Below are 22,984 nucleotides of genomic sequence, written 5' to 3' on the forward strand. Positions count from 1 at the left end.
AGTAAATATTTCAGAACGGTTTTTTTCATCACAGCACGCAGTAGAACAACCTCTGGACTACTGCGGCGAACCGCGCAATGTCGCGCCGCCCGGCTAAAGCGGCTTATCGGCGACGGCGATCATTGATTTGGCAAAGACAGGAATTCTTCCAACATATTCGAAACGGACGTTAGCGAAGCCGGTCTCCAGCAACAGTGTGCGCAATGTGTTTTTCGACCAGAACTTGATATGCCCGTGATCCCTCAACGGCATGAAGTGATCGTCCATTTTTCCCGTCGCAGCCAGTGCAAGATTCTTCAGATAGCCGTGATAGGGCGTCGATATCACCGCGATGCCGCCGGGCTTGACGAGATCAAACATCGTCGCGGTGAAGCTCTTCGGATCGTAGACATGCTCGACGACCTCCAGGCTGATAACGGCGCTGAAGTTGCCATATTCCCGGGACAGGTCGTCATAGGCCGAGCCGACGCTCAGCGCCAGGCCGGGATAACGGATATTGGCCTTGCTGATCCCGTCGCTGGAAGGATCGACGCCGACGACATCATATCCTGCTTTCGCAAGAGTCGCTGCAGCCCCGCCGGTTCCGCATCCCAGATCGAAGACGTCATTTTCCGCTGAGCCGTCGAAATGATTCTCCAGTACATCGAAGATTTTAGGCAAGATGTAGGAGTGCGCGGTTGTCGGTTTGGCGTGAATATAGGTGGTTGCGTCTAGCTCGATGGACATGGTCTCTCCTTTCTGCTGTTGCACGCAAACCCTATCGATTAATACGTCGAAAATTTGATCGAATTCGCCTAAATTCGTCAGCATACAAATATATGTTCGGCATAATCTAGAACTCACCAAATAATTCTAAACGTTATACGCGAAAAAATCGCAGAAATTGAGACGTTTTGCCTGACGATGACACTAAATATCTCAATATGATCGACTGATAGACGAAACTAATGGTGTCAATTCAACAATTTTTTCAAAAAACTCGTGTTTATTTCAATTCAATGCGGACGACGCCCCTGTGCGACCACAGAAGCGGCAAGATCCGCGGCTATCTCTCGCCGAATTGCCGAATGCTGTATTGGAATTCTCGACTGAAATGCTGTTGAAGCGCTCTCGGCGAACCGATCGCGCGCTTTTCATGAGGGCGCGGATGAAAGGGCGCTCGGTTGCAGACACGAAGCCAAAAGATATTTAACCGGATCATGTATACTGCTGGGATCCAGACAGACCAACGAAACCCTTCTCGCGTGCCGGAGAAGACAAGCTTGCCCGATAATTCGTCGCCCGCGTATGCGAAACAGCCGGCAGGAAAACCGCGGATTCCCGTGATCTTTTGGTTGCTGCTGACGATTTCCCTCTCGCTGGTCATCGGAACGGTGCTTCTGTCCAACGACATGAAACACCTGAGGGCGATCGGCCATTATTTCGGCTTCGATCTTTTCCCCCCTGAGGTTAAGCCGCCGCCGCCCAAAGCGCTTCCCCGACCGGCGCCGCCGGCGACCTACAAGCTTCCTCTGCATGCCACCGAAGCGCCCATGGCACAGACCGCGTCGGCTTTTCTGCGCACATGGCGCATATCAGGGCCTGCAATGTGCGCGGCGCTGCGACAAGCGGGCGTTCAGACCAGCGAATGGGCGGCGGCCAGCTTCAACGCCGACACGTTCGAGTGCTTTTACGAGCACAGCGCCAAGCGCGAGAAGGATCAGCTCGCGAATTCCATCTTCGTCATTGTTCGTGGCGATGCCGCCGGCACGATCAGCAGCATGCGCGTGAAGATCGTCAATCCCGGAACGGATCAGAATGGCCAGCTCGATCCGGCGATCCTGCGAGTTTTCGAAACCATGCTGCTTCAACCGCAATGGCTCGATTTTCATGAGACCCTGAATGCGATAAAAAACTTGAAGGACGTCAAGGAAGACGGCTTCGGAGCAAATATCGCCTTCACCCACGAGGTGCTCAATCCGGAGCGCTACAATTTTACCCTCTCGCTGGAGGCAGTCTCAGCCCCCCAGAAAAGGGCGAGGAATTACTTTTCCGGCAGAACATGGCTTCCCGCGCCGGAGCCCGCAATTGCGGCCAACCGCACGCAGCCGGAACTTCCCCATCAAGAGCCGCCGGCAGTAAATCGCAATTAGAGCCGCATGCAGCCCACCTCAGGCGATGCGACTTGCATCACCGTGATGCCGGGACAGGATCCCGTAAAGCTCCGTCAAGCTGTCTGGACCTGGCCGTTCGGCCCCTTCACCGCCGGCCAGACGCCAGAGACGCTCCACATTGAGGTCCTGAGTAGCTCGCGCAAGTTCGTCGTTGAGCGAGCGAACGACACGTGCCGATTGACGCAATCGCAACGAGGTTCTGACGAGCACGCCGAAGAGGAGGAGAATGATGCCGACAACGCCGAGACCAAACGCGGCGAACTGACGATCATCAAGAAGGAATACGCCGCTGCGAACAGTCGCCATAAAAAAAGCGGCATAGCTCATCAGATAGTTAAACCAATCTTCCATAACGAGCTCTCTCCCGCAGCGGTTTAATATCTTGGCTTATGCAAAGAAATCTAGAAATTGCCGTCGTTATCCACGCCGCTGAAAATACGTCGGAATTTGTACCGATCTATTAATTAAGGTCGAAGCCGCGATGGATCGTAATCCGCAAGTTTGGCCTTCGATTCCGCCGAAGACGTTAAACACAGCCAACAGTGAGAGAAAGAATGAATAGAAGACGTTTCCTCGCCTCCGTTCCGCTCGCCCTGTTATATGCGCGCGCGGGTCAGGCTTTGGCGCAGGTGCCGCCGTCCGCGGGGCTACGCGCCCTTGCCGACAGAAAATCGTTTCGATTCGGTTCGGCCATCGATCCGGCGGATGTCGGCAATCCGATTGCGTCGCAGATATACATCGATAACGTCAATTCGATAACGCCGCGAAATCAGCTGAAGTGGAAGGCAACGGAAAAGATGCCAGGCGCCTTTTCCTTCGGCCCTGCCGATCAAATCGTTGCGTTTGCGCGCAAAAACAACATGCGGGTTTATGGACACACGCTTGTCTGGTATCGCACGCCCGACTGGGTGTCCGCCATCACTGATGCTGAGACCATTCGGGCGGCGATGAACCGTCATATAAAACAGGTTGTCGGTCGCTATAAGGGGTCGATCGATGCATGGGATGTGGTGAACGAGCCGTTGGAATATGATGTGCCGGATCTGCGGGACTGCGTTTTCCGACGCCTTCTTGGCGACGACTATATCCGCATGAGCTTCGACATGGCACACGAAGCCAATCCCGACGCGATGCTGGTTCTCAACGAGACGCACCTGGAGAAAAAATCCGACGTGTTCGAACAGAAGCGTGCACGCATCCTGAAGATTGTCGAGGATCTCGTCGCCAGAAAGACGCCGATCGGCGCCGTCGGGCTGCAATCGCATTTCCGCCCCGGTCTCGATCGGATCGATCCGGAGGGAATGGGCCGATTCTGTGCAACGCTGAAGGATATGGGTATCGGGGTTTTTATCACCGAACTCGATGCGTCCTGCCATTTCCTCAACCGCGACAAGAGCTCCACGCCGGTCTCCTATGCCGAGATTTTCGGTGACGTGATCACCGTCGCAGCCGAGCGTGGTGACTTGAAAGGCGCCACCGTTTGGGGCATGTCGGAGAAATATGGTGGGCTTGACGAGACGGACACCAACCCCGGCGCGGCATGTACGAAGCGCGTTAATCTTTACGACGATAACAACGATCCGAGAAGTTCGATTGACGGCATCAAGCGGGCAATAGAGGCAATGTGATCGCCAAGACAGTGGAGACGCGAACAGATTCATGAGAAAAGCCGTTATTTATGTGGAAAAATTTTTGCCTGCCAGCCAGGCATTTGTTCTCAACCAGGCGGTGGCGTTTCGCTCCTTCGAAGCTGAAATTCTTGCCGGTTCGCGAATCTCTTCCGCCCATACAAAAAAATCGACTGTCCCGGTTCATGACATTCGTCGGTCTCCCGTTGCGCGGGCCGGTGAGCTGCTTCTGAAAATCCCGCAGGTCGGCCTGCCTTTTCTCTTTCCCGCGATCAGCCAAGCCGATCTTGTCCATGCCCATTTCGGCAAGAACGGCTATGTCATCGGTCCGCTCGCGCGCGCCGCCGGCAAGCCGCTCGTCACGACGTTTCATGGCTTCGACGCCACCTATCGCGGCGATCCAAAAAAACCGGGCGGCTTCAATCAGGTGCGTTTCTTCGCCAAGGGCCGGAGCGAGATGGCAGGCTGGAACAGCTGGAACATCGCCGTTTCCGATTTCATCCGAGAGCGGCTGCTGGCGCTCGGCTTCCGCGCCGACCGCGTCTTTCGCCATCACATCGGCATCGATCTCGATCTCTTCAAAATGGAACCGCGTCCACGAAAAAAGGGCCTGGTGGTTTCCATTGCCCGTTTCGTCGACTATAAGGGCCACCGCTTCATGATCGACGCGCTTTCACGCGTGGCGGCCGCCGGCACCCCGGTTGAATTCGTCATGGTCGGACAGGGACCATTGAAGGAGGAAATCGAAGCCTTGGCGCGCCGTTCCTTGCCAAGCGTCACGATCCATGAAAATCTGTCGCAGACAGAGATAAGGGATCTGCTCGCCAGTGCGGAACTCTATCTTCATGGCAGCGTGACGCTCGACAATGGTCACGCGGAAGCCTTCGGCCTCGCCAATCTGGAGGCCGAAGCCGTCGGTACTCCGGTCGTCGCATTCCGCTCGGGAGGCGTGGGCGAAGCGATCGAAGAGGGGAAAACTGGTTATCTCGTGGAGGAGCGGGATGTCGCGGGCATGGCGGAAGCGGTCGGACGGCTGCTCAACGATCAGGCTCTGTGGACAGCCTTCAGCGCGCGGGCACCGCTTTTGGTGGCCGAGCGTTTCGACATACGTCGTCAAACGGGGATGCTAGAGGACTATTACAGTTCCGTTCTAGACGAATTTGCCAGCCGGGGTCGGACTTGATGGTGCAGATAGGAAAGAAGCCGAAGTGGGGACTGAACGTATTTCGGCCGCTGCGGAACGGGATCGTAAAGGCCAAATGGCTCTATTACACGAAATTCTGGGGTATGGACATCGATCCGACTGCCAGCTTTTCGTTGAGCGTGCGCTTCGACAAGACCAATCCGAAGGGGCTGCATATCGGCGCTGAAACCTATGTCGCCTTTGAAGCGGCGATCCTGACCCACGACCTGACACGCGGGCTCTATCTTCACACCAGAATCGGCAAACGCTGCTTCATCGGCGCCCGCAGCATCATCCTGCCCGGCGTGGAGATCGGCGACGAATGCGTCATCGGCTCCGGCTCGGTGGTGACCAAGAGTGTGCCGCCGCGCTCGCTCGTGGCCGGCAACCCGGCTAAGATAATCCGCAGCGACATCAAGATCATTTCGCGTTACGGACGCATGGCCCGAGAGGACGAGACCGTCACGCAGCTGGTGACGCATTTGCCGACAGGAGAAGCGCGATGAAGATGTTTGCCTATCGCGGGAAACACGAGAATTTCGGCGACGAACTGAACCATTGGCTCTGGGAACGGCTGTTGCCGGACTTCTTCGACGATGATGAAAGCCAGCTCTTTCTTGGTATCGGTTCCATCCTCTACGATAATTTCGACCCGAACATACAGAAGATCGTCTTCGGCTCGGGTTATGGCGGTTACACCAACGCGCCGAAGGTCGACGGTAACTGGACCTTCTATTTCGTGCGCGGAAAAAAGACCGCCGAGGCCCTCGGCATCGATCCGAGCTACGCCATCGGCGATTCGGGCATCCTGACGCGCAGTTGCTGGGATGCAAGGAGGGTTGAGAAGCGCTACCCCGTCTCTTTCATGCCGCACTACGAAAGCGCCATGTACGGCAGCTGGGACAAGGTCTGCGACCTTGCCGGCATCCATTATATCGATCCGCGCTGGTCGGTGGAAAAGGTTCTGAGCGAACTCAGCGCATCGCACAAGGTCGTTTCAGAAGCAATGCATGGCTGCATCATCTCCGATGCGCTGCGCGTTCCGTGGCGGGCGATCCGGCCAATTGCGCCGGGCAATCGCGCCAAGTGGCATGATTGGGCGAGTGCGCTCGACCTGGAGATCGATTTCGATCCGATCGGCCCGTCGAACCTCGTCGAAGCAGGTGCATCTTTGGTGCGGAAAAACACATATCTGTTGAAGAACATCACGTTCCGTCACCGCCGCATTCGGCAGCTGACCGGCAACTATGTTTTCGGCTCGACCGTCAAGACGCTGGAGCGGGTGGCTGAGAAGCCGGGACAGCTCAGTTCCGACGAGGCTATCGTAAGAGCGCACGAGAAAATGCTGATCGAGTTGGATCGGCTGAAGCAAGATTTTTCGAAGAAGGCGGTAAGCGCCCTGTGAAGTCGCAAACCGGGTCCCTCATGAGGCAAGAAGGCATGATGCTTTCCGACGCTAGCAACACTTTCTGCTCTCGCAAGGGCAAGAAGCTCTGTGGCTTGGCCTACGGCTCACTTAACTGGTCAATCTCAGGAGCCGTCCGCCCATGAGCAGTGTTACCGACCGACTGATTCAGGGCAGCATGTGGCTGAGTCTGTCCCGCGCCATTGTCAACGGCCTTTCGGCGCTTAGCACCTTCGTACTCGCCTGGTATCTGGTGCCGGCTGACTTCGGTCTCGTCGCCATTGCAACGACGATCCAGGTCATTCTGAGTTCGGTCACCGAACTCTCGCTCAATCAGGCGCTTATCCGCCACGAGTCGCCCAGCGAAACGCACTTCAGCGCGGTGTGGACCTTGAGCGTGACGAGAAGCGCGATATTGGCGCTGCTGTTTGCCGCCGCGTCCTATCCGATCGCCGAATTTTATAACGAGCCGCGGCTGACGAGCGTGATGCTTGCCTTGAGTTTCAGCCTGCTCCTGAGCGGTCTCGCCAATCCGCGCCGTGTCATGCTCCAGCGCGATCTGATCTTCTGGCAGGAATTCGTCCTCAACGTCTCGCAAAAGCTGGTCGGCTTCATCGTGACAGTGGCCATTGCGGCCATCTATCAGAGTTACTGGGCCCTCGTGATCGGCACCCTCGCCTATCAGGTAACCAATATCATCGTTTCCTACACCGTCCTGCCATTCTGGCCGCGCATCACCTTTCGGCACGCACGCGAATTGTTTTCGTTCTCGGTGTGGCTGACGGCCGGACAGATCGTCAACACGCTGAACTGGCGGATCGAATATCTGCTCATCGGAAAGTTGCTCGGCGCCACGCAGCTCGGCCACTACACGGTCGGCAACACCCTTTCGACGCTGCCGACGCGCGAGGCCACTGCGCCGTTGAATCAGACGATCTACCCAGGCTTCTCCAAGGTCCGCAACGATCCGGTCCGGCTGATCGCAGCCTATCAGCGGGCACAAGCGCTGCTGGCCGCCGTGGCGCTTCCGGCGGGCATCGGCATGGCCGTGGTGGCCGAGCCGATGATGCGGCTTGCCTTGGGAGAGAAGTGGATTCCCGCCATCTTCATCGTCCAGGCGCTCGCATCGGTCTTTGCCCTGCAGACCCTCGGCTCGCTCGTCCAGCCGCTCGGCATGGCGAAGGGCCATACGAAGATGCTGTTCATCCGCGACACGCAGATGCTGGTGGTCCGCATTCCCATCATCATCGCCGGCCTGATGATGGCCGGGCTTCCGGGCGTCGTTTATGCCCGCGTGTTGACCGGCCTGATTTCCACCGTGGTCAACATGTTTCTCGTCAAGCGCTTGATCAATCTGCCGTTCTTCCAGCAGCTCGCAGCCAACTTCCGCGCGCTTGCCAGCGTCGCCTTGATGGCCGCCGGCGTCTGGGGATTGTCGCATATTCTGAGCATGCCCACCGACAAGCTGCACCTGGCGCTCTATCTCGCCTTCCTCGTCACTACGGGCGGCATCATCTACGCCGGGTCGAGCTTTGTTCTCTGGGTGGCGATGAAGAAGCCAAATGGCCCGGAAACTGAAGTTCAGCGTATCGTTGTCAAGTTCCTGTCAAAAGCAAAACGTATTGCCGTACCCAAATCGGCCTGAAGTTAAACGAACATCAACAAGAGAGGCAGAATGACCAGCCAATCCAGACCGGAGCTGATCGCAAAACTCAACGGCATGATCCATGATTGCCTGAAGGACTATGTCTCGCGCGATGAACCGCTTGCGATTCTCGACTTTCCCGACATCCGCAATTGCGGCGACTCGGCGATCTGGCTGGGAGAGATGGCCTATCTCAGGGATCGCTTCGGCAAGCGCCCTGACTATGTTTCCAGGCTCTACGACTTCTCCGCCGACGAGCTGAAACGGCGTGTGCCGACGGGCCCGATCTTCATTCACGGCGGCGGCAATTTCGGCGATATCTGGGTCGCCCACCAGGACTTCCGCGAAATGATCATGGAACGCTTCCCGGATCGGCAGATCATCCAGTTCCCGCAGTCGATCCACTACAGTTCGCCCGACCGCATCGAGCAGTCCAAAAAGGCCATCGGACGCCACAAGAATTTTGTACTGCTGGTGCGCGATGAAGAATCGAAGGAGTTTTCCGAGAAGCACTTCGACTGCACCGTGCGGCTGTGCCCGGATATGGCCTTCGCCATCGGCCCGTTGCCGGAAAGGGCGACGCAGATTCCCGTCCTCGCGATGCTGCGGGAGGATGCGGAACGCGTCGGCGACGGTGATCGCAAGATTCCTTCCGATATACCTGTGGAAGACTGGATTACGGAATCGAAGCGTAAGGTGGAAATCGCGAAGAAGTTAGGCGTAGCTTCGGCTTATCTCGCATTGAAACCGAGCGAAGTTGCCTTGCGCCGACTGGACGCTGCGGCTCATAACCGCTTCGAGCGCGGCATCAGCCAGATCTCGCGTGCCCGCGCGATCGTGACCGACCGCCTGCACGTCCATATCTGCTCGCTGCTGCTCGGCCATCCGCATGCGGTGCTGGACAACAGCTATGGAAAGATCCGCCGCTTCATGAATGCTTTCTCCGGCGGAACCGACCTTTCCTACAAAGCGACATCGCTCGAAGATGGAATCGAGTGGGCGCGTCAGCAGGCTGCCAACGGACGCGTCGCTGAGAAAGAAGCTGTGGGCCTGCGGGCTTAAGGGGAATTCGATGCCACTTGTCACCTTCATCATCCCGGTCCGACATCAGGACAACGCGCGCGATTGGAGCAAGCTGAAGGCAAATCTCGGCCAGACCGTGGCCTCCATTTCCAATCAGACCAATGGAGATTGGCGCGGCATCATCGTAGCCAACGAAGGCGCCGATCTACCCGATCTGCCGGAGAAATTTTCCGCCGTTCGCGTGACCTTTCCCCCTAACGACATGCATGAACTCGGCAAAGGCAGCAAGGAAGACTTCCTTGATGCGTTCCGCGCCGACAAGGGCCGGCGCGTCTTGAGCGGCATGCTGGCAGCCACCGACAGCCGCTTTTTCATGATTGTCGATGATGATGACTTCGTCAGCTCCCGGATCGTGCAATATGTATCGGAAAATAGGGATGCCAACGGATGGACGATCGACAACGGTTACATCTGGGACGACGGTGGCAATTTTCTGCTCGGTCATGATGACTTCAGCCATCTCTGCGGCACCTCGCTGATCATTCGCGCCGATCTGTATGAACTGCCGCAGCGGTTTGAAGACGCCTCTCTCGACTGGATCAAGTCGATGCTGGGCAGCCACGTCCGCATTGCGGACATTCTTGCCCAGCGCGGAGCGCCCCTGGCCAAGCTGCCTTTCCGGGGAGCAGTCTACCGGGTCGCTCATGGCGGATCGCACAGCCGCGCGCCGAGCTTAATGCGGCAGTATTTTCTCAATCGTGGCGTACTTCTGAAGCCGCGACGGTTGTTGCGCAATTTTCGCAAGCTGAGGGTTCTCGGCGACGGTTACCGGCGCGAATTCTTCGGCAGGGCGCGCTCGAATCCCGCATAGCTAACCCGTCCAATAGGCATAGGCAGCAAATCATGAGGCTTTTCTCTTTCGACTTCACCAAAAGGGTTGGTAACTGATGTCGGATCTTTTCGTCAGCGTGCTCTTTTCATCCTATAATGGCGCCAGCCGCCGGCTGCGCCATACTTTGGATTCATTGGTGAGCCAGGAGCTTCCCCATGATCGATGGGAGTTGATCGCTGTCGACAACAATAGCAAGGACGATACGTTCGACCTTCTGAAATCGTATAGCGAAAAGCTTCCGATCACCATCCTGCAGCAGCGCAAGCCGGGAAAGTCCAGCGCGCTGAATCTGGCCTTGGATCGGGTGAAGGGGGATCTCGTTGTCCTTACCGACGACGATATCCGTGCCGAACCAAATTGGCTGAAGGCGATCGTCGACTGTGCCGCAGCCCATCCGAGCTATGGCGTCTTCGGCGGCAGAATCGTTCCGGATTGGGAGGAGGAGCCGAAGGACCGCTTTATCGACTGGATTCCCATGGGATCGACATTCGCGATCGTCGATGAAACACAAAGCGGGCCGTGCGATCCGACAAAGGTTTGGGGACCGAACACCATCGTTCGGCGAGAGTTGCTGGGGACGAGCGTACGCTATCGAGAAGATATCGGCCCTCTTCCGGGAAAGATGTTCGCGATGGGTGAAGATGCTGAAATCATCATCCGCCTGGCCGCGGGCGGAGCCAAATCCTATCGATGCGCCGAAGCCGTGGTTCACCACTGGATCCCGGCGTCGAGCGTGACCGAGGATTGGGTGCAGAAACGCGGCGAGCGGCTTGGCTACGGCATGCCGGCACTCTTTCCTGATGAGGTGCCGGAAGGCGTGAGGATAAGTGGCGTTCCATTGCCGACCTGGATCGAAAGCGCACAGTGGGCTTTCCGTGCAGCCCTCCTCTATCTGCTGCCGCGATCGAAGAAGCGTTTCTGGGCAATTTGGAAATACTACTACATGCGCGGGTATCGTGCCGGAATTCGCCGATACGCGCCGCTGGGGCGGTGATCGATTGGCCCAGGAGGCGGTAATTTGAAACTTTCGGTGCTGATCAACAATTTCAATTATGGGCAGTTCTTGCGCCCATGCATCGACAGCGTCCTGTCGCAGACCTATCCCGACTACGAGGTGATTGTCGTCGACGACGGCTCCACGGATGATTCCAGGGAGATCCTCGCTTCCTACGGCAAGCAGATCCAATCCGTATTGAAGGAAAATGGCGGCCAGGCCTCAAGCTTTAATGCGGGTTTTGCGGCTGCAAGCGGCGATATCCTCTTTCTCCTCGATGCCGATGATGCGTTTCTGCCTGGCAAACTCGCGCGCATTGCCGAGATCTATGATCACAACGAGATTGACTGGTGCTTCGACCGTGTAACGACTAACGAAGACGACCGGCCTCCCGCGCAGTTGCAGGTGACGCTGTTCGACAAACGGGACACACTGCGCAGGGGCGGCTTTCCCTCGCTTCCGGTGCCGACCTCCGGCTTGAGCTTCCGTCTGGACCTCCTGTCCCAGATCCTGCCGATGTCCGTCGCGAAAGACGTCGTGCTCAGCGATAATTACATCAAGTTTGCAGCCGCCTATCTCGGTCGCGGCGCCATCGTCGAAACGCCGCTGACCTTTCAGCGCATTCATGCTTCGAACCGCTATACGGGCACGAGCAGGGCAAAAACACTGCGCCCTCGGATCATGATCGCCACCGGATTGGAGCTGGCGCGCCGCTATGATGGGCTGCATGCGCTGGGCAAGAGCCTGGTGGCCGGAGGCATCGCTGAAACGACATCGCTCTTGAAACTGAGGAGCGAAGCTCGCAACACCGTGGCCGGCGGTCCGTTCGGCGATGATGCCGTTAACGAAGTGGCCTTGATGGCCGCGCGCAAGCGTGTAGGCAATATGCTGCGGAGAGGACAGTCATGAACCAGCAGGACACCTTTCCGCATTCATCAGCGGGAACTGATCCGTCAGGCGCGTCGCCGTTGAACATCGCCGTCGGCGTGCTGACCTATCGGCGGCTCGACGGGATTGCCAAGCTGCTCGATGTGATGACGCGCCAGACTAAGCATCCGGCTCGCCCCTATCATCTGACGATGGTGATCGTCGACAACGATGCTGCGGGCAGCGCAAGAGCCACGGTCGAGGCCTTTGGCCAAGCGGGCGCCTACGATCTGATCTATGTCGTCGAACCGAACCAGGGCATACCCTTTGCGCGCAATCGCGCGCTCGATTCGGCCCCTGCCGGCACCGATCTCTTCTGCTTTCTCGATGATGACGAATGGCCGGTTGACGGCTGGCTCGATGCGATGCTGGAGACCCGGGAGAAATACCGCGCCGATTGCGTCTACGGTCCGGTCCAGCCGGTCTATCCCGAGAACCCGCCGGAATATTTCATCAAGGCAAGGGTTTTCGAGCGCAAGAAGAACAAGGACGGTCAGCGCATTTCCTATGCGGCTTCGAACAATGTCATGTTCGATTATCCCCTCATCCGCTCGTGGAATCTGCGCTTCGAAGAGAAAATGCGCTTCACCGGCGGCACTGACTATCTCTTCTTCAATCAGGCAATTCGTCGTGGCATGCAGGTTTTCTGGGCTGATAAGGCGCTCGTCTATGATATCGTTCCCGCCAGCCGCATGACTTGGAAATGGGTGTTGCAGCGACAATACCGGCTCGGCAACACTTTCGCCGTCAGCGAAGTCCTGCACGGCAACCTCAAGCGCCGGCTCTATCGCGCGGCCTATGGCGCCACGAGAGTGATGCTTGGGCTGGTCATGCTGCCGGCGATCCTGGTTTCCCCCTATTGGGGCATGCGGGCACTCACCCATGTGCTACGCGGTGCCGGCATGGTGAACGGAATTTTCGGACACGCATACCAGGAATACCGGCCCAATGCCGCCTTCTGATACTGTTTGCAGGAGTACCCTCGGATGAGTCTCGGCCATTCTTATCTTACGGACCAGGAAGTCATCCTGCGGCCAGTCGTCCGACCGCGGCCACGTCGCGGTATCAGAAAGGAAACGCTTATCCGCGTGCTCCTCACCGGAATGTTCTATCTAACACTCTTGCGAACAACCGGGATGTGGTACGGCTATCCCTCGAACTTCAATGAAGATGCATCTGTTGATCCGTTTGCACAGAAACTGATGCTGTACAGCCTCATTCCGCTGATCGGCCTTTACTTCGTATTGGAACCAAACCGTTTCCTTTCCTATTTTCGTAGAATACCGGTTCTGGTTTTCGTCGTTATTATAATTTCAATCGTTTCCCTTGGGCTTTCCATCAGTTTTAGCGCGTCCGTGCGCGGCATTGCCGCCGTCGCCGTGCTGACAGTAGCGCCGTTGCTTTACCGGCATCGATACGGCAGCGTTGAAACATTCCGGCTTCTGGCGACCTTTGGTATGTTCGCGGCGTTTGCGAACATCCTGTATACCGTGGCCTTGCCAAGATATGCTGTGATGGGAGGATCCTATGCCGGCATGGTTAAGGGTCTATTCTACCACAAGAACGGCCTTGGTCAGTTTTGTGCCGTCAGTTTCATAACCATGCTATCACTGGGAATGCCGAGAGGACCATTACGCTATAGCCAACTTCTACGCTGGGCGGCGTTGCTGTGTACTCTCCTACTCATCGTTGTTTCCAAATCTTCGACTGCGGTTGTCATGGTAGCTATCGGCGTGGCCACATTGATCGGCTCACGTATGATGCAAACCGTGAGAAACTCACTGGCGCGCTCCTTCATTGTTTTCTTCTTCTGCATTATTTTGGGAGTGGCGGCATCCTTCGCCTATCTTGGCGTTGCGCAAATGATTGCGGACGCATTTGGAAAAGACCTTACCTTTTCCGGACGCACCAATATCTGGGAACAATTGCTGCCTCTGGTATATGACCGCCCTCTTTTTGGTTACGGTTTTGCCGTTTTCCGTCAGCCGGAAATTATGGAGCAATATGTCTCGCTGACCTTCGACGCACGCTCCACCCATAACACCTACTTGGAACTTGCCCTCAACATCGGGGTTCCGGGCATGATTGCCTGGACAGCTTTTATCCTTCAGCGTTTGGGCGGCCGTCTAGTAACGATCCAACGTTCTACTGAGCTTCGTGCCACACACTCCAAGGAAGTTGCAATCATTCTTCTGATCGTAGTTGGCTCAATGATGGAAGCGGGAATGATGCTGGCGCCAGTCATTCTCTGGCCTTACCTGGTTGTCTCGCTTCCGCTAAGCAGAACGAAGAGCGGTGGCTCGTCGATGAACACACACAGTGGATAGAAGTTTTAACTATTTATTTGAGAAACAATACCAAATACAGTCGACAGGAAAGAACCAACAGCCGTCACGACAAGGGGTAATGCTGGCGTGCCGGCGGCCCGTTTTCGCGTGAGGTCGCGCGCGAATAAGGGGCAAGGGGATGCTCACCAAACAGAGACCACCAGAGATTTTATCACTTCAATATCTTCGAGCTTTGGCAGCCATCGGAGTGTTGCTGTACCATCGATTCGAGATATTTTGGATCGGGGCATATGGCGTTGACTTGTTCTTCGTTATCAGTGGCTTCGTTATGATCGCCACAACTGACGCGAAAGACAAAAGCCCTTCTGCCTTCCTGCTCGATAGAGTTATTCGCGTCGTTCCGATGTATTGGATCGCGATTCTTTCCGCCGGCCTTCTGGTGTGGATCGGAATTCCGGTTCATCAATATGACGCCAGTATCATTCCTGTGATCTCCTCCATGCTCTTTATTCCATACGAGAACATGGACGGAGAGACTTGGCCTGTGATCCTGCAGGGATGGACCCTGAATTACGAGATGTATTTCTATGCCGTGTTCTCTCTTATTCTGTTCATCCGGCAAGATCTCCGCATTTGGGCACTGACGGGGTGCTTCGTTGCGCTGGTGACGTTGGGACAGATCGCACCGCCACAAGGCGCAGCTTTTAAGATCTATACCAACTCTCTTCTCCTTGAGTTCTTGGCGGGTGCGATTTTAGGGCGAACATACGGCTTGACGCTGCAAAATGTTTCGGTATTGCGGGCCGTGTTGATATCCATAATTCTTGCCGGCAGCTTGTTTGCCTGCTCGCACCTTCTGGGCAGGCTTGCATGGAGTGGGCTTGCGGTGCTGGTCGTCGTCGCGGCGCTGACGAGCGAGAGGCTTGGCTGGGCGCCCAACGTATCGTGGTTGAGGTTTTTGGGTGCTGCGTCGTTCTCGATCTACATATTTCAGCAACTGTTCTTTACCTTGAGTGGAACACTGTTGAGTGATCTGACCGCACTTTCAGGCATAAATTTTCGCTATCTCTGGTTTTGGCGACCGATGGATGTTGCGATCGCTGCCGGTGGCGGTGCTCTGATTTATATGTTCATCGAAAAGCCAGTGGGGCGCTACCTCAAATCCATCAGCCTCAGAGCTAAGGTTGTTGCGGCTTAACGCCTTGGCCCGATCTTTCGGAAAGCACAATGCGTATATTGAAAACGACGCGCTTTAATCGTGCGTCCTTGAATGACGCACGGCTCCCGGCGCACTGGAAGCCGCCCATTTTTCGATCCCGCGGCGTCGCGGCCGTGATGACAGCGCATTAATTGAAACGGCGCTTGGGCTCATTCGTTGCGGGATGTTAAGAGGTGAAAGTCACCACCATTCACACAAGAGCTGAAGCGAATTTAGCGTACCGGCGTATCAATATGCCTCATAATACCGGTCACCCGAGACTGTTTATCGGAAAAAGACGTCGTCCTCATCTTCTCCTCGTCATCCGCCGGAAGGACTGCCCTGGCGGCAACTTCCGAGCCGACCGTCGATAAATGCTGGTTGTCTATAAACAACGGAGCGCCGTCGGCGGTGGAAAAACTGCACCGAGCTCCCGGGCAAAGCGCATCGAAAGGATCGACCAGGACCACGCCAGGCGGTGATTTCTCCGCCACACGCGTGATGATATCCCTGACCGGGTCGTTGAAATTCGCGACAGCTTTCATCGGAGCGTCATATGGTGTCAGATCACGATTGCCGTCGAGCCATCTTCCAAACGCCGCTCTGAAGGGTATCGCACGCTGGAGCACGGCACGGACAGGGTTAAAGTTGAACAGTGGAACGTCTTGCAGAAGGACGACATCCTTGTTCATGGCCCGCAATTGGGTGACCTGTGATGCAAGTGCCGACTCCAGGGTCGGCCCATTTTGGTTTTCGGCCTGCTCTGCGCCATTGGCGCCTAGGCTGATATAGCGCGAACCGGTCTCTGCCTCACGCATCGGAGCAGACCAGTACCCGGCTAGGATAACTTTCTTGATCGCGTCGTTTTCACGCAGCAAACCCATTACTTTGGCGTTATAAGCCGAGCATTCTGCAGCATGGAGCGGATGGTTGGGCATATAGCGCGTGGCGTCTGTCAGCGGCGGGCAGGATGTTTTGGTAAAGACGTAAAGCTTGTAGCCCCGCTCTTGCGCGATGGCTCGCAATCCGGGCGCAAGTGCAGCCGCATGGCTGTCGCCGATCAAAGCTATCGCAGGCTCGGTATTGCCTGCAGGTTGGCAGTTGCGGCCGAAAGCTGGGGAGGTTGCACCATAAGATACGAGGCATGCTTCACGCCCGCCTGCGATCTCTTCAATCCTGGCAACCTGTGAACCAAATCTCTGTGGAACACCCGCCAGGAGCGCGGTTAGGGCGAAAGGAAGCGCGAAAACCGCCAGGGCAGTTGCGTAGCGCCAAAGTGTGCGGCCATTGGAAAGACCCGGGCGCCGAAACGGTTTCTCCACGAGATAATACGTTAGAACCGCCAGGATAAATGAGATCCCAACGATGAGCAAGGCCGTCGATTGCGGCAATGGCCAGACGGATGCGACGCTGGCGAAGCTCAAAAGAGGCCAATGCCACAGATACCAGGAATATGAGACAAGCCCGATAAAAACGAACGGCCTCGAACCGAGTGCAAAAGCCACGATCGAGCTTGGCGTCGCAATCAGCAGCGCCGACCCGAGAACCGGCAAAAGCGCCGCAGTTCCGGGAAAAGGCGTGGAGTCGTTGTAGAACCAGATCGGTGCGACAATCAAAATCGCGCCGATCAACGCAATGGCATTGACGACTGCACTTCCTCCCCGATCGAGACGCAAACCTTTTGTCTCCATCACAGCGAGAATGCCGCCAATCCCCAGCTCCCATGCGCGGGTCGGAAGCAGGTAAAACGTAAAGGCCGGATTGATCTTTAACGCCGCAACCGAAAATATGAAGGAGAGTACGACAAGCGTTGCGATCGTGGGAAGAATAGCCTGCTTGAAGTAGCGGTTCAGGAACAAAATGATCCAGGGAAAGACCATATAAAACTGTTCCTCCACGCCGAGACTCCAAGTCATCAGCATGGGCAGCTGGTCGGATGCCGGCGAGAAGTAGTTGCTGGAAAGCCAATAATAGACGTTGGAAAAGCCTAACATGGCCGCAACGGCACTATGCGAAAATTTCCTGAACTCGCCCGGGGACAGGAGGAAAAAACCCATCAGAAACGAAACGGCCAACACGAAAAATAGCGCCGGCAATATGCGCCGTGCGCGCCGCGCATAGAATCTTGTGAATTTGAATTCCGATTTTAGAATGTCGCCATAAATATGTCCTGTAATGAGATACCCGGAGATGACGAAGAAAATATCGACACCAACGAATCCGCCGGAAAATGATCTCAGACCTGCATGAAACAGCACAACGGAAATGACCGCAACCGAACGAAGACCATCTATATCGGGACGGTAAGCGCGTATGGGATTGTTGTGCATCCGATTGTCCTTTCGAGGTGATACAAGACGATACACTGTCACTCGCGAAGTCAATGCCGGCCGAGCCACTTGCATTGCATTGCATTCAAAAATGATGCATTGCAATAGGAAATCACACTCCCCAACCCATGGCTCGCAAAATGTGGACAATTCGCAGCGGGCTCTAAATATGCTGAGACACCATAGCAGCGCGAACCACAAGATAGTGCGAGGATGGATCTAATATGACTGACGGAAAAAAACGGAAAATTCTCGCCGCTTCGTCCGGAGGTGGCCACTGGGAACAGATGATGGCTATGCGCGCGGCCTTCGAGGGTAGCGAGGTATTTTTCGCCACCACGATTCCCGGTCTCTTAAAAAAGTACGATATCAGCAATGGCTTGGTTTTGCCCGATTGCAGCCGAGACTCGATCGTTATGTCAATCAAGTGTTTTTTCAGCGCGTTCTACATTGTCTTCAAGCTGAAGCCCGATGTCGTCCTGTCGACGGGAGCAGCTCCAGGCCTGTTCTGCCTGTTGGCCGGCAGGCTCATGGGCAAGCGAACGATCTGGATCGATAGCGTCGCCAATGTCGAAAAACTGTCCTTATCGGGAAAATTGGCCGGCCGTATTGCAACGCTCTGGCTCACGCAATGGCAACATCTCTCGCGGCCGGGTGGCCCCCATTACGCAGGAGCTGTCCTTTGATCCTTGTCACAGTCGGAACGCAGCTGCCGTTTGATCGCCTCGTCAAGGCCGTCGATATCTTCGCCAAGGATCTGACCAGACCGGTGCTGGCTCAGATCGGCAAGGGCACCTATACTCCACAGAACATGAAATGGATCAAGAATATCGAGCCTGCGGACTTCGATCGGGTCTTTCGCGATGCCACCGTCATCGTCTCTCACGCGGGAATCGGCACGGTCCTCACGGCGAAGCGTTTCGGCAAACCGATCATTCTCGTTCCGCGGAAGGCGGCTCTTGGCGAGCACCGAAACGACCACCAGCTTGCCACGGTCAGCCAGCTTGTCGGTCGGCCGGGCATCTATGTCGCCCAAAACGACGACGAACTCAAAGACTATCTCCTCCAAGACCTGGACAGCCCCTCTCATCAAGACGTGTCCGATGCCGGCCGGACGTCGCTGGTCAACTATTTGAAGGGTTATCTCGCAGCAGGTTGAACCCGCCGACAGGTGCAGACACCCTCAGGCGGGGGAGATTCATTCTTCGCAATCGCGGCCGGCTATGTGCCAGGCGAGTTGGGGCACGATGATTTTAGAAGCGACTTCGGGCCGCGGATGTGCGCCGTCAGGAATTGCAGCGGCCAGATCGTCAGGGGTCAGACGCTCCCAATCGGGCCGATAGTCGATAAACTCCAGGCCCCGTTTCCGTGCCTCCGCCTGATGAGCCGAAATATAGCTGCCGACGAAAGGACGGATCAGCCCCCGCAGCCCTGAAAACGGATTCATCGCCATGAGGACAATCCGCGCCCGCGGCAGGCGTTGATGAAGCTGATCGAGAATGTCGGCAATATTCTTTCGGCTTTGCGCCAGGGACACGAACCGATGTAATGTCGCGTCATTGGCGTAGAGCTCGATCAGAATAATATCCGGCTGCTCCGCAACGACCCGATCCAGCTGGGTCAAAGCCCATGTCGACGTCTCGCCGCTCTTTGCGACGCTCTCGACTTTCACGGATCTCTGCAGGCAGGCAGAAAGCCTTGTTTGGAGGCCGGGCTGCCATCCCCCGCGCGCTGTCAGCGATGTTCCGAAAGCCACTATCTTCAGCGGTGGAAGGTTCTCGGCATCACTCTTTCCAGTCATCAAAACCATCACGAGGCAGGCTAAAAGCAGAACCAGACCCGATACCGGTCGCCTCTCGGTCGGCGCCGCTCGCCAAAGCCGCAAACATATCATGACAAAACCATATCTCGGCAAGAGCTATACGTCACCCGGCAGGAGAAACTTGCGGAACGGCTGGCAGCCGTTGAAGCCAATCTTGCAGCAGGCTCGAGACAATATCATGAAGCACAGATCGTCACGCCCGCTTCAGTGCGCAAATCAGCCTTACATCCAACCGGGGATAGCAGCTGCCTCGACACGCCGCAACGGTGCCGAGGAGCGTCAATCACTCCTCACGAAATACGTGTTGCATCTGATCAGTCAGCGGTTTTGTGAGATAAGAGATGACGGTCCGGTCGCCGATCTTGATAAAGACTTCGGCCGGCATGCCGGGATAGAGCTTTATCGATTTCAGCTTCGCGATACTTTGAGCCTCCGGCTTGACGCGCACCGGATAATAGCTGATCCCCGTCCGCTCATCCTTGACGATATCAGGCGCAATTGAGGTGATCACCGCCTGCACATCGGGCGTCGTGCGCTGATCAAAAGCGCTGAAGCGCACATCGACGGATTGGCCGACATGGACCTGATCGATATCGCGGGTGGCGATTTTCGCCTGGACGGTAAGATCGTCGTTTTCGGGAACGACGAGCCCCAGCGTCTGACCCGCTTCGATAACGCCATTGACGGTGTGCACCGACAATTCGTGAACGCGGCCGCTGAGTGGCGCGGTGATGTCGAGACGGCGGAGTTGATCGAGCGCAGTGCCGCGGCGCTCCTCATTTTCGGCGATCTGAGCTTCGACATCGGTCAGGTCCTTTGCGATCTCCGAACGACGATCCTCATCCAGCTGAATCGACTGCCGGTCGATTTCGATCGCCTTGCCTTCGGCCTCCGCCTTTGCAGCGATTTCCTGACCGCTGTTACCCTGGAGATCGGCGCGGGCTCGCTTGAGCGTATTCAAACGCTGAAGCGTGACCAGACCCTTCTTGTAGAGAACATCGACAGCTTCGAGCTCCTGTTCGATCAAACCGAGGGAATCGCCGGTGGCGTTGATCTGAACGACCAAGCCTTTGATCTGCTCGCCCAATTGATCCTTGCGTGACGCCAGCTGACTCTTCATTCCGATCAGCGCTGACCTCCGACTGTCGAACAACTTCCGCTCGCCGTCGAGCAGTTGCTGCGCCGCGGTGCTGGATGTCAGATCGCTGAGGTTTTCTTCGACTTCGAACGACTCGGCGCCGACCCGCTCCGCCTTCAGACGGGCGCGACGCGCATAAAGCTGAGCAAGCGTGCTCTCGACAATCGACAGCTGTGCTCTTGTCGCCGTTCCATCAAGCCTTATCAAAACCTGTCCGGCCGACACATGCTCGTTTTCAGAGACCAGAAGTTCCGAGACGATACCGCCCGTCAGATGCTGGATTTTCTTGACGTCGCCGTCGACGACAACGACGCCTTCGCCGATGACGGCGCTCGAAAGTTCCGTCGTCGCCGCCCAACCGCCGATGCCGCAAACCAACGCAATGGACAGCGCGCCGACAACCGCCACATGGCGATTGAGGGAGCGTTTGGATTCACTAATAACTTTGCTCACGATCTTCCTTCCGGCCTATTCCGCCGCATTGCCGTCGACCACGACCTTAAGCTGAGCCACGCGCTCGGCAATCGGGGTGCGCGCTGCCTCGGTCCGGCTGACCCGCGCCAGAACTTCTTCCTTAGGACCGAATGCGATCATCCTGCCTTCCTGCATCATCAGCACGAAGTCGCACACTGCCAGAACACCGGAGCGATGCGCGATGACAACAACGATGCCGCCACGTGCACGCACGCTCATGATCGCAGCACTCAGCGCCCGCTCGCCTTCCTCGTCGAGATTGGAATTCGGTTCATCGAGCACGACGAGGAATGGTTCGCCGTAGAGCGCTCTCGCGAGCGCGATACGCTGTCTCTGCCCGGCTGAAAGCGCAGCACCGCCTTCGCCGATTTCGGTCTCGTAACCGTTCGGCAGACGCAGAATGAGGTCGTGAACGCGCGCCGCCCTCGCCGCGGTAACCACCGCTTCGGGCGACATCTCTTTTGCAAAGCGGCAGATATTCTGCGCGACGGTCCCCGCGAAAAGTTCTACGTCCTGCGGAAGATAACCGATATGCCGGCCAAGTGCGTCGCCGTCCCACTGGCCGAGCGCCGCGCCATCCAGACGAATGGATCCTCTGACCGTCGGCCAGATGCCCATCATCGCCCGCGCCAGCGACGACTTGCCCGAGGCGCTGTAGCCGATGACCCCGAGCGCGCTCCCGGCTTTCAGGCCGAAGCTGATATCGGAGATGACCAACCGCTGACCGGCCGGCGGTCCGCTGGCGACGCCTTCAACCGTGACCTGCTTGGAAGGTGCGGCCAGCGCGAGGGGGGCTTGGATCTCCGGAATTGTCTTGAGGAGGTTCGCAAGCCTCGTCCAGCTCTGCTGGGCGGAAACGAAACCGCGCCAGTTTCCGATCGCAGCCTCTACAGGCGCCAGAGCGCGCGACGTCAGGATGGAACCGGCGATGATAATACCCGAGGAGGCCTGACCTTGAATGACGAGGATCGCGCCTGTTGCCAGCGTTCCCGATTGCAGGGCGATACGGAAAATCTTCGACAGCGTCGCATATCCGTTGCCGACATCCGATGCCTGCCGGGTGATGCTTCGGTATTCGCCGTTCTTGCGATCCCAGATCTCAGCCATGGTGCCTGCCATGCCCATGGCATGAATGACCTCGGAGTTGCGGATCGAGCTCTGCGCAAAAGCGTTGCGCATGTTGGCGGCTTCCGACTGCCGCTTGGAGAGCGTACGCGTGCCCTGGTTGGTCAGGAACGTCAGGATGGCGAGAACGAGCGATCCGCCAATGGCGATATATCCAATAGCCGGATGGAACAGGAAGCAGATCACGATATAGAAAGGGAGCCAGGGCAGATCGAACATTGCCGTCGGGCCCATGCCGGACAGGAAGGTTCTTATCTGGTCGAAATCCCGCAGGGGCTGAAGCCCGTCTCCACCGATCTTGACCTTGAGCGGCGCTTTGATCAACGCCCGAAACACCCGCCCATTCACCATCTCGTCAAGCGCACCGGCGACGCGAACGAGCATTCTGCTCCTGAGAACTTCGAACGCGCCCTGGAAAGCATAAAGAGTCAACGCAAGTATCGCCAAGGCGGCCAGCGTCGGTATGCTTTTGCTGGGAATAACCCGATCGTACACCTCAAGCATAAAAAATGAACTTGTCAGATAAAGTATATTGATAAGCGCGCTAGCTATACCAATGAAGATCAGTCCTCCTTTGCATTTCCGCAGGGCTTTGGACGGTTCATTGACATAAGCTGCTGAAATTTGAAACACGAAGCAATCCTCTTCTACCGCACCGCGCACCAACGAATGCTGGTCCACAGTGCAGTTACGGGCCCTCAAACCCGATCATTGACATGGCTGCCTTCGGATCCCCGGCACCGTTGCCGATCCCGCTTG

At 56.6% G+C, this 22,984-nt stretch carries 21 protein-coding genes; 15 read left to right on the forward strand and 6 right to left on the reverse strand.

Annotated features, from left to right (window positions below; genetic code table 11):
• Positions 1 to 93 precede the first annotated feature (93 nt).
• On the reverse strand, positions 94 to 726 hold the full coding sequence (locus NMA58_RS15330) for a class I SAM-dependent methyltransferase (protein WP_097597089.1): 633 nt from the start codon (positions 724 to 726) through the stop codon (positions 94 to 96).
• A gap of 536 nt (positions 727 to 1,262) precedes the next feature.
• Here NMA58_RS15330 and NMA58_RS15335 point away from each other — a divergent pair.
• Complete coding sequence (locus NMA58_RS15335) at positions 1,263 to 2,132, forward strand: DUF6030 family protein (protein WP_434710997.1); 870 nt, start codon at positions 1,263 to 1,265, stop codon at positions 2,130 to 2,132.
• 18 nt (positions 2,133 to 2,150) lie between these two features.
• Here NMA58_RS15335 and NMA58_RS15340 read toward each other — a convergent pair whose 3' ends face one another.
• Positions 2,151 to 2,504, reverse strand: a complete 354-nt coding sequence (locus NMA58_RS15340) for a hypothetical protein (protein WP_430958499.1) — start codon at positions 2,502 to 2,504, stop codon at positions 2,151 to 2,153.
• A 203-nt stretch (positions 2,505 to 2,707) separates the two neighbouring features.
• Here NMA58_RS15340 and NMA58_RS15345 point away from each other — a divergent pair, with 203 nt between their 5' ends.
• From NMA58_RS15345 to NMA58_RS15400, 12 genes are all read left to right on the forward strand, one after another.
• Complete coding sequence (locus tag NMA58_RS15345; RefSeq protein WP_434711000.1) at positions 2,708 to 3,781, forward strand: endo-1,4-beta-xylanase; 1,074 nt, start codon at positions 2,708 to 2,710, stop codon at positions 3,779 to 3,781.
• A 31-nt stretch (positions 3,782 to 3,812) separates the two neighbouring features.
• On the forward strand, positions 3,813 to 4,964 hold the full coding sequence (locus tag NMA58_RS15350; protein ID WP_434711002.1) for a glycosyltransferase: 1,152 nt from the start codon (positions 3,813 to 3,815) through the stop codon (positions 4,962 to 4,964).
• Positions 4,964 to 5,470 (forward strand): acyltransferase, encoded by a 507-nt coding sequence (locus NMA58_RS15355; RefSeq protein WP_434711004.1) that lies wholly within the window; start codon positions 4,964 to 4,966, stop codon positions 5,468 to 5,470. The genes NMA58_RS15350 and NMA58_RS15355 overlap by 1 nt, the downstream gene beginning before the upstream one ends.
• Entirely contained in the window at positions 5,467 to 6,369 is a 903-nt protein-coding gene (gene pssM / locus NMA58_RS15360; protein ID WP_434711006.1) for an exopolysaccharide glucosyl ketal-pyruvate-transferase, read from the forward strand. Before NMA58_RS15355 ends, pssM begins: the two co-directional genes overlap by 4 nt.
• Before the next feature lie 142 nt (positions 6,370 to 6,511).
• Entirely contained in the window at positions 6,512 to 8,014 is a 1,503-nt protein-coding gene (locus NMA58_RS15365) for a lipopolysaccharide biosynthesis protein (RefSeq protein WP_434711008.1), read from the forward strand.
• A 30-nt stretch (positions 8,015 to 8,044) separates the two neighbouring features.
• Positions 8,045 to 9,076 (forward strand): polysaccharide pyruvyl transferase family protein, encoded by a 1,032-nt coding sequence (locus NMA58_RS15370; RefSeq protein ID WP_434711010.1) that lies wholly within the window; start codon positions 8,045 to 8,047, stop codon positions 9,074 to 9,076.
• A gap of 10 nt (positions 9,077 to 9,086) precedes the next feature.
• Entirely contained in the window at positions 9,087 to 9,908 is an 822-nt protein-coding gene (locus tag NMA58_RS15375) for a galactosyl transferase (protein ID WP_434711012.1), read from the forward strand.
• Positions 9,909 to 9,984: 76 nt separating this feature from the next.
• Positions 9,985 to 10,923, forward strand: a complete 939-nt coding sequence (locus tag NMA58_RS15380) for a glycosyltransferase (RefSeq protein WP_221164989.1) — start codon at positions 9,985 to 9,987, stop codon at positions 10,921 to 10,923.
• A gap of 24 nt (positions 10,924 to 10,947) precedes the next feature.
• Positions 10,948 to 11,832 carry a glycosyltransferase family 2 protein gene (locus NMA58_RS15385; RefSeq protein WP_434711014.1) on the forward strand — a complete coding sequence of 295 codons (885 nt, stop codon included), beginning with the start codon at positions 10,948 to 10,950 and terminating at the stop codon, positions 11,830 to 11,832.
• The gene (locus NMA58_RS15390; protein WP_434711016.1) at positions 11,829 to 12,812 is read left to right on the forward strand and encodes a glycosyltransferase family 2 protein; all 984 of its coding nucleotides are present in this window, start codon (positions 11,829 to 11,831) and stop codon (positions 12,810 to 12,812) included. Before NMA58_RS15385 ends, NMA58_RS15390 begins: the two co-directional genes overlap by 4 nt.
• Before the next feature lie 24 nt (positions 12,813 to 12,836).
• On the forward strand, positions 12,837 to 14,177 hold the full coding sequence (locus tag NMA58_RS15395; RefSeq protein WP_434711018.1) for an O-antigen ligase family protein: 1,341 nt from the start codon (positions 12,837 to 12,839) through the stop codon (positions 14,175 to 14,177).
• Positions 14,178 to 14,316: 139 nt separating this feature from the next.
• Entirely contained in the window at positions 14,317 to 15,336 is a 1,020-nt protein-coding gene (locus NMA58_RS15400) for an acyltransferase family protein (protein WP_434711020.1), read from the forward strand.
• Positions 15,337 to 15,569: 233 nt separating this feature from the next.
• Here the strand turns inward: NMA58_RS15400 and NMA58_RS15405 are convergent, their stop codons facing one another.
• Entirely contained in the window at positions 15,570 to 17,666 is a 2,097-nt protein-coding gene (locus NMA58_RS15405; protein ID WP_434711022.1) for an acyltransferase family protein, read from the reverse strand.
• 224 nt (positions 17,667 to 17,890) lie between these two features.
• Between NMA58_RS15405 and NMA58_RS15410 the strand changes: the two genes are divergently transcribed.
• Both NMA58_RS15410 and NMA58_RS15415 read left to right on the forward strand, forming a co-directional pair.
• Positions 17,891 to 18,352, forward strand: a complete 462-nt coding sequence (locus NMA58_RS15410; RefSeq protein ID WP_434711024.1) for a glucuronosyltransferase — start codon at positions 17,891 to 17,893, stop codon at positions 18,350 to 18,352.
• The gene (locus NMA58_RS15415; protein ID WP_434711026.1) at positions 18,349 to 18,825 is read left to right on the forward strand and encodes a glycosyltransferase; all 477 of its coding nucleotides are present in this window, start codon (positions 18,349 to 18,351) and stop codon (positions 18,823 to 18,825) included. Before NMA58_RS15410 ends, NMA58_RS15415 begins: the two co-directional genes overlap by 4 nt.
• A 39-nt stretch (positions 18,826 to 18,864) precedes the next feature.
• Here NMA58_RS15415 and NMA58_RS15420 read toward each other — a convergent pair whose 3' ends face one another.
• The 3 genes from NMA58_RS15420 to NMA58_RS15430 form a co-directional block, all read right to left on the reverse strand.
• Positions 18,865 to 19,560, reverse strand: a complete 696-nt coding sequence (locus NMA58_RS15420) for an SGNH/GDSL hydrolase family protein (protein WP_434713439.1) — start codon at positions 19,558 to 19,560, stop codon at positions 18,865 to 18,867.
• A gap of 211 nt (positions 19,561 to 19,771) precedes the next feature.
• Positions 19,772 to 21,079, reverse strand: a complete 1,308-nt coding sequence (locus NMA58_RS15425; protein ID WP_434711028.1) for an HlyD family type I secretion periplasmic adaptor subunit — start codon at positions 21,077 to 21,079, stop codon at positions 19,772 to 19,774.
• A gap of 15 nt (positions 21,080 to 21,094) precedes the next feature.
• Positions 21,095 to 22,858, reverse strand: coding sequence for a type I secretion system permease/ATPase (locus NMA58_RS15430; protein WP_434711030.1), 1,764 nt, complete (start codon positions 22,856 to 22,858; stop codon positions 21,095 to 21,097).
• Between the last annotated feature and the right edge of the window lie 126 nt (positions 22,859 to 22,984).

The sequence above is a fragment of the Rhizobium sp. YTUHZ045 genome (assembly GCF_051124255.1).
In the GTDB taxonomy this organism is placed as follows: domain Bacteria; phylum Pseudomonadota; class Alphaproteobacteria; order Rhizobiales; family Rhizobiaceae; genus Rhizobium.

Excerpts from the sequence above, each read along its gene's own strand:
- NMA58_RS15330 (WP_097597089.1), bottom strand. The coding sequence starts at position 726 with ATGTCCATCGAGCTAGACGCAACCACCTATATTCACGCCAAACCGACA.
- NMA58_RS15340 (WP_430958499.1), bottom strand. The coding sequence starts at position 2,504 with ATGGAAGATTGGTTTAACTATCTGATGAGCTATGCCGCTTTTTTTATG.
- NMA58_RS15345 (WP_434711000.1), top strand. The coding sequence starts at position 2,708 with ATGAATAGAAGACGTTTCCTCGCCTCCGTTCCGCTCGCCCTGTTATAT.
- NMA58_RS15350 (WP_434711002.1), top strand. The coding sequence starts at position 3,813 with ATGAGAAAAGCCGTTATTTATGTGGAAAAATTTTTGCCTGCCAGCCAG.
- NMA58_RS15355 (WP_434711004.1), top strand. The coding sequence starts at position 4,964 with ATGGTGCAGATAGGAAAGAAGCCGAAGTGGGGACTGAACGTATTTCGG.
- pssM (WP_434711006.1), top strand. The coding sequence starts at position 5,467 with ATGAAGATGTTTGCCTATCGCGGGAAACACGAGAATTTCGGCGACGAA.
- NMA58_RS15365 (WP_434711008.1), top strand. The coding sequence starts at position 6,512 with ATGAGCAGTGTTACCGACCGACTGATTCAGGGCAGCATGTGGCTGAGT.
- NMA58_RS15370 (WP_434711010.1), top strand. The coding sequence starts at position 8,045 with ATGACCAGCCAATCCAGACCGGAGCTGATCGCAAAACTCAACGGCATG.
- NMA58_RS15375 (WP_434711012.1), top strand. The coding sequence starts at position 9,087 with ATGCCACTTGTCACCTTCATCATCCCGGTCCGACATCAGGACAACGCG.
- NMA58_RS15380 (WP_221164989.1), top strand. The coding sequence starts at position 9,985 with ATGTCGGATCTTTTCGTCAGCGTGCTCTTTTCATCCTATAATGGCGCC.
- NMA58_RS15390 (WP_434711016.1), top strand. The coding sequence starts at position 11,829 with ATGAACCAGCAGGACACCTTTCCGCATTCATCAGCGGGAACTGATCCG.
- NMA58_RS15395 (WP_434711018.1), top strand. The coding sequence starts at position 12,837 with ATGAGTCTCGGCCATTCTTATCTTACGGACCAGGAAGTCATCCTGCGG.
- NMA58_RS15400 (WP_434711020.1), top strand. The coding sequence starts at position 14,317 with ATGCTCACCAAACAGAGACCACCAGAGATTTTATCACTTCAATATCTT.
- NMA58_RS15405 (WP_434711022.1), bottom strand. The coding sequence starts at position 17,666 with ATGCACAACAATCCCATACGCGCTTACCGTCCCGATATAGATGGTCTT.
- NMA58_RS15410 (WP_434711024.1), top strand. The coding sequence starts at position 17,891 with ATGACTGACGGAAAAAAACGGAAAATTCTCGCCGCTTCGTCCGGAGGT.
- NMA58_RS15420 (WP_434713439.1), bottom strand. The coding sequence starts at position 19,560 with ATGATATGTTTGCGGCTTTGGCGAGCGGCGCCGACCGAGAGGCGACCG.